Source organism: Thermoplasmata archaeon (assembly GCA_035632695.1).
Taxonomy (GTDB): domain Archaea; phylum Thermoplasmatota; class Thermoplasmata; order RBG-16-68-12; family RBG-16-68-12; genus RBG-16-68-12.
This window is the reverse complement of the sequence record DASQGG010000016.1, coordinates 1-7,941: the sequence shown is the minus strand read 5'-3', so window position 1 is coordinate 7,941 and position 7,941 is coordinate 1. Positions and strand designations below refer to the sequence as shown.

Genomic DNA, 7,941 nt, shown 5'->3' with positions numbered 1-7,941 from the left:
CCCTGGTCGGGATGATCCGAATCTTGCTGGGACTGTCCTCTCCCCCTGCGAGCGGGCTGCCCTTCTATGCCTTTGAGACAGGATTGGTCGTTGTGGTGGCGGTCAGCCTCACAGGAATCGTGTTGCACTCCCGGCAGCGAGACCGCGAACCCGTGAGACGCGCGGAACCCCGGGGCTGATTCCGAGATACGTCGCACGTCTTCCGAGTGGAGAACGTTGAAATAGCGGTCGCGGCTGCCCATTCCGGGGAGCCCAGAAGGGCTGAGAGTATCCCAAGTGAGGGATAGACCCTTGGAACCTGATCCCGGTCATGCGGGCGTAGGGAACACGAGGCGCTTTTCAGCCTGGGGACCCTGAGGAGTCTCCCAGACGATGACGAACCACCCCAAGCCAGACGGCTCGGTCGACTACGGCGAGAAGACCCTGAAGGTCGAACCCTTCGGCATCGAACGCATCTCGGAACGCGAACGCCACGGCCGCCCATGGAAACTGTTCCCCTTCTGGTTCGGGGCCAACGTGACCCTGTACAGCTTCCTCGTGGGGTTTCTGGGCATCACGGTCTTTGCGCTGCCCATGGGACTCGCGATCGCGGGCATCGTGCTCGGCACAATCCTCGGGGCCGCGCCGTTCGCCCTCCTGAGCGCCATCGGGCCCGCGACGGGCTACCCGCAGATCGCCCACTCGCGCGGCGCGTTCGGGCGTCGCGGTGCGTACATCCCCGCGGCCCTGAACTGGTTCTCCACCACGGGGTGGAGCGCGGTAACCTTCATCCTAGGCGGTCTCGCCCTGAGCGAGTTCCTCCCCGCCATCCCGTTCGTCGCGGGCGTCGCCGTGTTCGCCACGATTCAGATCATCGTGGCTCTCTACGGCCACAACCTCCTGCACCGCTTCGAGCAGGCCATGGCCCTCATCCTCGTCGTGGTGTTCGCCGCGATGACCGTGGTCTCCCTGCAGGACGCGTCTACCTCCGCGTATGCGCCCGCGGGCGGTGGCCTGGTCGGCATCGCGTTCATGATCATCCTGGCCGCGTCCATCCCGCTGAGCTGGGCTCCCTACGCGGCGGACTTCTCGCGGTACCTTCCCGAGGAGACGCCGCGGCGCAGCATCGTCCTCCCGGCCTTCCTGGGCATGGCCGCGGCGTGCGTGTGGGTCGAGACGATCGGCGCGCTCCTGTCGACCTCCCTGGGCTATCTGGGCGACCCCGTCGCCGTGTTCGCGCACGCCTTCGGCGACGCGACCGTCGGACCACTCCTCCTGCTCCTCGTGGTGAACCTCCTGGCGGCGAACGCGCCCAATCTGTACTCGAGCGGACTCTCTCTCCTCGCCCTCGACGTGCCCGTGAGGCGGTGGTCCTCCGTCCTGGTGGGCGGGGCCATCGCTACGATCCTGGCCATCCTTGGAGGCGCACGTGGGTCCGCGTTCTACGAGAGCTGGCTCTTCTTCGTGGAGTACTGGATTGCGCCCTGGACGGCAATCATCCTCGTGTCCTTCTTCGTGCTCTCGCCCCGCGGGACGGAATCCTCTCCAGACCGCGCGCGTCCCTGGAGAGCCTCGGCCATCGTCGCGTATGCGTTGGCCGTCCTGCTGGCCACTCCCTTCATGGACCAGCCCGCGTTCCTCGGGCCCGCGTCCGCGGCGATGGGCGGTCTCGACATAAGCGACCTGGTCTCTTTCCTCGTCGCCGCGCTCCTCTTCTATGCCCTCGCGTCGCGGGAGGCGCGACTCACGCACGTGGCGCGGGGCGCCGCGGGCCCGTCCGAATCCACGGAGGTCGATCCATGACCGAGACCGCGTCTCCAGGCAAGCCCAAGTATCCCATGGGCAAGATTAGCCGAGCCTTCTTCGAGAACGTGATCGCCCACCGCCTGGGTGCGCGGCGCACGGACGTCACGAAGGGGCCCGCGAATGGCGTCGACGTAGGTGTCGTGCGGCTGCCAGGCGGCCGTGCGATGATCCTGACCACGGACCCCATCTACATCGTCCCGCCGTACGGGTGGGAGCGGGCCGCCTGGTTCGCCTTCCACATCTTGGCGTCCGATCTCGCGACGTCGGGCGTGGCGCCCCAGTACGCCACGATGGATTGGAACCTCCCCATGGACATCGAGGACGAGGAGATCGAGAGGATGCTCAAGGTCATGGACCGCGAAAGCAAGAAGTACGGGACCGCCGTGGTCACGGGCCACACGGGTCGATACGAGGGGTGCGCATACCCCATGGTGGGCGGCGCCACCTTCCTCGCGGTCGCCCCCGCCAACGGCTGGGTGACTTCGGACATGGCGCGACCCGGGAACCGTCTCCTGGTCACGAAGACCGCGGCCCTGGAGGCGACCGCCATCCTGGCGAATACGTTCGGCGAGCTTACTGCACGCCATCTGTCTCCTGCGAGCACCGCGCGTGCTCAAGCCCTGTTCGAGTCCATGAGCACGGTCGACGACGCGCTGACCGCGGTGGAGGGGGCGGGCCTCCGCAAGGAAGGCGTGTGGGCCATGCACGACGCCACGGAGGGCGGCGTGCGGAACGCGGTCTGGGAGATGTCCCAGGCCTCGGGCCTCGGCGTGGACGTCGACCTCACGAAGGTGCCGATCGATCCCGCCGTGACCGAAGTCTGCCGCCTCTTTTCCATGGAGCCGCTGGACGCGATCAGCGAGGGAACCCTCCTCCTCGCGGTCCACCCTGACTCGAGCGATCGGGTCATCGCGAGGTTGAAACGCAAGGGAATCCTTGCCGTGGACATCGGGGCCTTCACGAAGCGGGGTGGACCCTGCCGGGACCGAGGACGGGTCTTCGGGCCACCGGAGCGGGATCCGTTCTGGGTCGCCTTCAGTCGGGCCCTGTCCGGGGAGATCGTCTGAGCGCGGAGCCAAGCCGTCGAGGGCAGTGGAACCTGAGTGGCGTCTACCTGGTGACCTCGCCCAAGCGTCCCGTGTCCACGCTCCTGGCCATCGTCGAGGCGGCCCTGGAAGGCGGCGTCTCCCTGGTCCAGTTCCGCGACAAGCACGAACTCTCGGCGGCGGAACGCGAGGACGCCGGTCCCGCACTGAGGGACCTCTGCCATCGTCATCGCGTGCCCCTCCTCGTGAACGACGATCCGCAGATCGCCAAGCGCTTCGCCGCGGACGGGGTCCATGTCGGGCGCGACGACCCCTCGCCGCGGATCGCGCGCGCGCTCCTCGGACCCGCGGCCCTCGTGGGGGTCACGGTCTACGGGAAACCGGGCGAGGAGCAGACGGCGGGAGCCGCCGGCGCCGACTACCTGGGCATCGGACCGTTCTTCCCAAGCCCCACGAAACCGGACGAACCCGAGTTCCCATTGCACGTCCTGGACGCCGTGGTCCGACGGACCCGGCTTCCCGTCTTCGCCATCGGCGGCATCACCGCACCGCGCGCGGGGCAGCTCGCGAGGCACGGCGTCGCGGGTGTCGCGGTGGTCTCCGCGATCATGGACGCCGCGGACCCACGACGGGCCGCCGAGGAGCTCCGGGATGCGTTCCTGAAGGGTCGCTCCCCCTGACGGGGACGCGTCGCGGGTGGGCCTCGGAGAACCCGCATTATCATTACTCTCCTTTCGGAGCGTTCTTGGGTGCCCCACGGCGAGAGAGGAGCCGATCTCCATGCCCGAGCAGAGGCCTCCCAAGAAGAGCCCCCTCAACCCGAAGCGGACGCCCATTCACGAGAACGATCCGATGGAGCGCCGCGGCGCGTTCGTCGAGGCGCTGATCCCCTACACCCGCGAGGAGGCCGTCCTCGAGGCCCAGCGCTGCATCCAGTGCGGCAAGCCGTGGTGCGTGGACGAATGCCCCATCCGCCAGGACGCCCGCGGCTACATCAAGCTCATGGCCGCGGAGGACTTCAACGGCGCTCGCGATCTCATCCTGCGCGACAACCCGCTGGCCTCATGCCTCGGCGACGTGTGCTACCACTACTGCGAACGGGTCTGCCCGATCACGAAGCGCGGCGAGGCGATCGCGGTCCGGCACCTGAAACAGGCCGCGCTCATGTACGCGGACCCCGCGAGCCCGTATGCGCCCGTCGTCCCGACGAACGGGATGAAGGTCGCGGTGATCGGCGGCGGTCCTGCAGGCCTGATGAACGCCTGGGTCCTCGGCCAACGGGGCTACGACGTGACCGTGTTCGAGTCCTCGGACCGCCTCGGCGGCCTGATGACCGGCACGATCCCCGCGTACCGCCTGACGGACGAGACCTTCCAGGAAGACATGGCGCGCTTCGCGAACCTCCCCGTGCACTTCGTCTTCCACGCGGAGTTCCCCAAAGCGCTCGACCTGGACGACCTGAGCCTCGAGTTCGACGCGATCTTCGTGAGCATCGGGACGCACAAGTCTCGCGGCCTCGGGTTCCCCGGGGAGAACCTGGACGGCGTGTACTCCGCGCTCGCGTACCTCAAGGAGTCCAAGCGCGGCGAGCGCAAGTCCATCCGGCCCCACGTGGTCGTCATTGGCGGCGGCGACGTCGCCATGGACTCGGCACGGTCTGCATTCCGCCACGGCGCGGAGGAGGTCACGGTCCTGTACCGCCGTAGTCGGGAGGAGATGCCTGCCGACGACCAGGAGGTCAGGGAGGCCATGGACGAGGGCGTGAGGTTCCAGTTCCTCGTCGCACCTGTGCGCTTCCAGGGAACCAAGCGCCTGGAAGGAATCGAGCTGCAGCCCATGGAACTCGGCCCGCCCGACGAGAGCGGCCGGCGCAGGCCCATTCCCGCGAAGACCCCGCCGATCACGATGCCGTGCGACGCGGCCATCCTCGCGGTGAGCCAGGAGGCGGATCTCGAGATTCTCCCCAAGGATCTGGAAGTCACGCTCGCGAAGGACGGCACGCTCCAGGCGGACCCGCAGACGGGCGCGACGAAACGCCCGGGGGTCTACGCCGGCGGCGGCGCGAGCGTCGTGCACGCGATGGCGGCGGGCAAGCGTGCGGCGCTGGCCATGGACGCGTTCATGCTCACGATCAGGAACAAAGCCTCCTGAGCGCGCGACGGAAATCTCGCGGGGACGGGGCGCGCCGCAAGCTCTAAACCGTCCGCGAATGTTCCACGCTGGCGACGTCCTTTGAACTGCAAGAAGTGCAAGTCGACCATGACATTCACGACCGCCCCTCGGATCGAGGGAACGGCGCACGGCATTCACATTGCCCTCTCGAGCTTCCCATACTACGAATGCCAATCCTGTCGGTCCAACGCATTCGTCTCCGTGGAGTGGCCCATCTCTCTTCTGTTAGCGGTCCAAGAGGCGACTCCTATTGGGATTGGCGGCGCGCTCGGACGGCCCCCGACCTGCCAAACCTGTGGAGCTCCCCTCGACGCGGCATCCGTTCGCCCGGTGTCGATTGGGTCGGACGTGGACACCGAAGGCCATTATCGGGTGGCGGTGGAAGTTCAAGGCCCAGGGCTCGTCTGCGCCTCGTGCGGGCGAGGTCAGCTCCACGGGAAGAAACGAACCGTCGAGAGCGATCTTGCCGATGCCATGATTGCCGCGTTCGAGATGCTGAAGCCCCTGAACCGCTGGTAGCGCCGCCGAATCCACGCGACGGAAACGCGCGCGCACGCGCGTGGAGAAGCGCTTCCGTACATGGAGGCCAGCGAGTCCCACAACTCACCGCCAAATCGTTAAATAGGGCCCCTCGCGTGCGACGAGGGTCGTGCGGCAACTCATCGTCACCGAGAAGTTCAACGCCGCGGTGCGCATCGCTACCATCCTGAGCGACGGGAAGGCGAAACGGTCCTCCGTGGACGGCACCACGGTCTTCAGCTGGTCCAAGGGCAACGACCACGTCCAGGTCATCGGCCTTCGCGGTCACATCCTCAATCTGGACTACCCCGAAGCGCTCAACGACTGGCAGCGGACGGACCTCAAGGAACTGATCTGGGCGGACCCCCAGAAGGTGGTGACCGCAGGGAAGATCGCCGCGGCCCTGAAGACGCTCGGCGCTCAGGCGGACGAGGTCGTCATCGCGACGGACTTCGACCGCGAAGGCGAACTCATCGGCGTCGAGGCGCTCGACCTGATCAAGTCCGCGAAGCCCGACGTCCGCGTGAAGCGTGCGCGGTTCAGCGCCCTCACGAAGTGGGACATCGAACGCGCCTTCGCCGAGCTCGCCGACGTGGACTTCCCCCTTGCGGCATCCGCGGAGTCGCGGCAGTCCCTCGACCTTGCCTGGGGCGCGGTCCTGACCCGCTTCCTCTCCTTGGCGTCCAAGCAGGTGGGCAAGGACTTCCTCTCCGTGGGCCGCGTCCAGAGCCCTACGCTCGCGCTGATCGTCGACCGAGAGCGCGAGATCGAGGACTTCGTCCCCGAGGACTACTGGACCCTGCACGCCAAGTTCACGAAGCCCGTGGACGGGACGCCCACCGAGTTCGAGGCCGACCACGAGCACGGTCCGTTCTGGGCCCATCGCGAGGCGGAAGCGGCCCAGCGGCAGGCCGAGACCGCGGCCAAGGGCACGGTCCTCGAGTACTTCCAGAACGAACGCGAAGAGCATCCTCCCCCGCCCTTCAACACGACCATGTTCGTGGCCGAGGCGAACCGACTCGGCTTCGGCGCTGCCCAAGCGATGAAGATCGCCGAGGACCTGTACCAGGGCGGATTCATCTCCTACCCTCGCACGGACAACACGGTGTACCCGTCCACCGTGAACCTGCGTTCCGTCCTCGAGAAGCTGGTCGACTCCCCGTTCGTCGAGGAGGCCAAGGAGCTCGCCGCCCAGGAGCACATCCGGGCGAGCCGCGGGCGGACGCAGGCCACGGACCACCCGCCCATCTACCCCGTGGCGGGCGCCACGCGGGAGAAGATCAAGCGGGAGGACCACTGGCGCATCTACGAGCTCGTTGTCCGCCGGTTCTTCGCGACCGTCGCGCCGAACGCGGTCGCCCTCGCCTCGGAGGCGAAAATCGACCTCGCGGGCCAGGCGTTCAAGGCCCAGGGCTACCTGATGCGGTCCCTGGGCTGGCGCAAGTACTACCCGTACTGGCAGATCCGCGAGGCGCGTTTGCCCGTCCTCCTCGTGCAGGAACAGGTGGACCGCGTGGGACCCGTCGAGGTGCGCGCGGACCGTACCAAGCCTCCCGCGCGATACTCGGAGGGTTCTCTGATCCAGGAGATGGAGAAGCTCGGGCTCGGGACCAAGTCCACACGGCACGAGATCATCAAGAAGCTCTCCGACCGGAAGTTCATCGAGGGGAAGTACCCCGCGCCCACGACGAGCGGCCGTGCCGTGATCCAGGCGCTCGAGGACCACGCGGAGCGGATCACACAGCCCGAGATGACGGCCCACCTTGAGGAGGAGATGGAGAGCATCGCCCGCGGCGTCCTGGAGCCCAAGGTCGTCGTCCAGAACTCCCAGGAGATGCTCACGGAGATCCTCGACACGCTCGAGAAGAACCGGGAGGCCATCGGCCAGGAGATCGCCGCGGCCCTCCGCGAGCAGAACTACATCGGCAAGTGCAACGTGTGCAAGGAGGGCAACCTCGTCGTGATCCGATCGCGCCGCGGGACGCGGTTCCTGGGGTGCGATCGCTACCCGCTGTGCCGGAACACACACCCGCTGCCCCAGATGGGGGTCATCCAGAGCGCGGAGCAGAACTGCCCCGAGTGCGGGTCGCCGTTGATCAGGCTCACGGACCGCGGCCGCACGACGATGTTCTGCGTGGCCTCGGACTGCCCGACCGTGCGGGAGAAGAACTTCATCGGGAAGTGCGACAAGTGCGGGACGGGCGAACTCAACATCCGCCACGGATCCTACGGCAAGCGGTTCGTAGGCTGCTCGAACTATCCGGACTGCAAGAACTCCTATCCGCTCCCGGGCCGAGGGCTCATCATCCCGACGCCGGACCGATGCAAGGCCTGCGGCCACCCCGTGGTCAAGGTGAGCATGCGCGGCCGCCCACCGTGGATTTTGTGCCTGAACATGGAGTGCCCCGCGAAAAACGGG

General features: G+C 67.3%; 6 protein-coding genes and 1 riboswitch. All 6 genes read left to right on the top strand.

Annotation, left to right across the window (positions count from 1 at the left end):
• Window positions 1–234: 234 nt before the first annotated feature.
• Window positions 235–342: riboswitch (TPP riboswitch) on the top strand.
• Between the two features lie 30 nt (window positions 343–372).
• A complete protein-coding gene (locus VEY12_00875) occupies window positions 373–1,782 on the top strand; it encodes a cytosine permease (protein HYM38685.1) in 1,410 nt (469 codons plus the stop codon).
• A complete protein-coding gene (locus VEY12_00870) occupies window positions 1,779–2,852 on the top strand; it encodes an AIR synthase family protein (protein HYM38684.1) in 1,074 nt (357 codons plus the stop codon). Before VEY12_00875 ends, VEY12_00870 begins: the two co-directional genes overlap by 4 nt.
• A gap of 50 nt (window positions 2,853–2,902) precedes the next feature.
• A complete protein-coding gene (gene thiE / locus VEY12_00865) occupies window positions 2,903–3,511 on the top strand; it encodes a thiamine phosphate synthase (GenBank protein HYM38683.1) in 609 nt (202 codons plus the stop codon).
• A gap of 100 nt (window positions 3,512–3,611) precedes the next feature.
• The gene (locus VEY12_00860; protein ID HYM38682.1) at window positions 3,612–4,982 is read left to right on the top strand and encodes an FAD-dependent oxidoreductase; all 1,371 of its coding nucleotides are present in this window, start codon (window positions 3,612–3,614) and stop codon (window positions 4,980–4,982) included.
• A gap of 393 nt (window positions 4,983–5,375) precedes the next feature.
• Window positions 5,376–5,522: a hypothetical protein gene (locus VEY12_00855; protein HYM38681.1), complete on the top strand. Its 147-nt coding sequence runs from the start codon at window positions 5,376–5,378 to the stop codon at window positions 5,520–5,522.
• 130 nt (window positions 5,523–5,652) lie between these two features.
• On the top strand, window positions 5,653–7,941 hold a 2,289-nt coding region (locus VEY12_00850; GenBank protein HYM38680.1), incomplete at its 3' end, for a DNA topoisomerase I.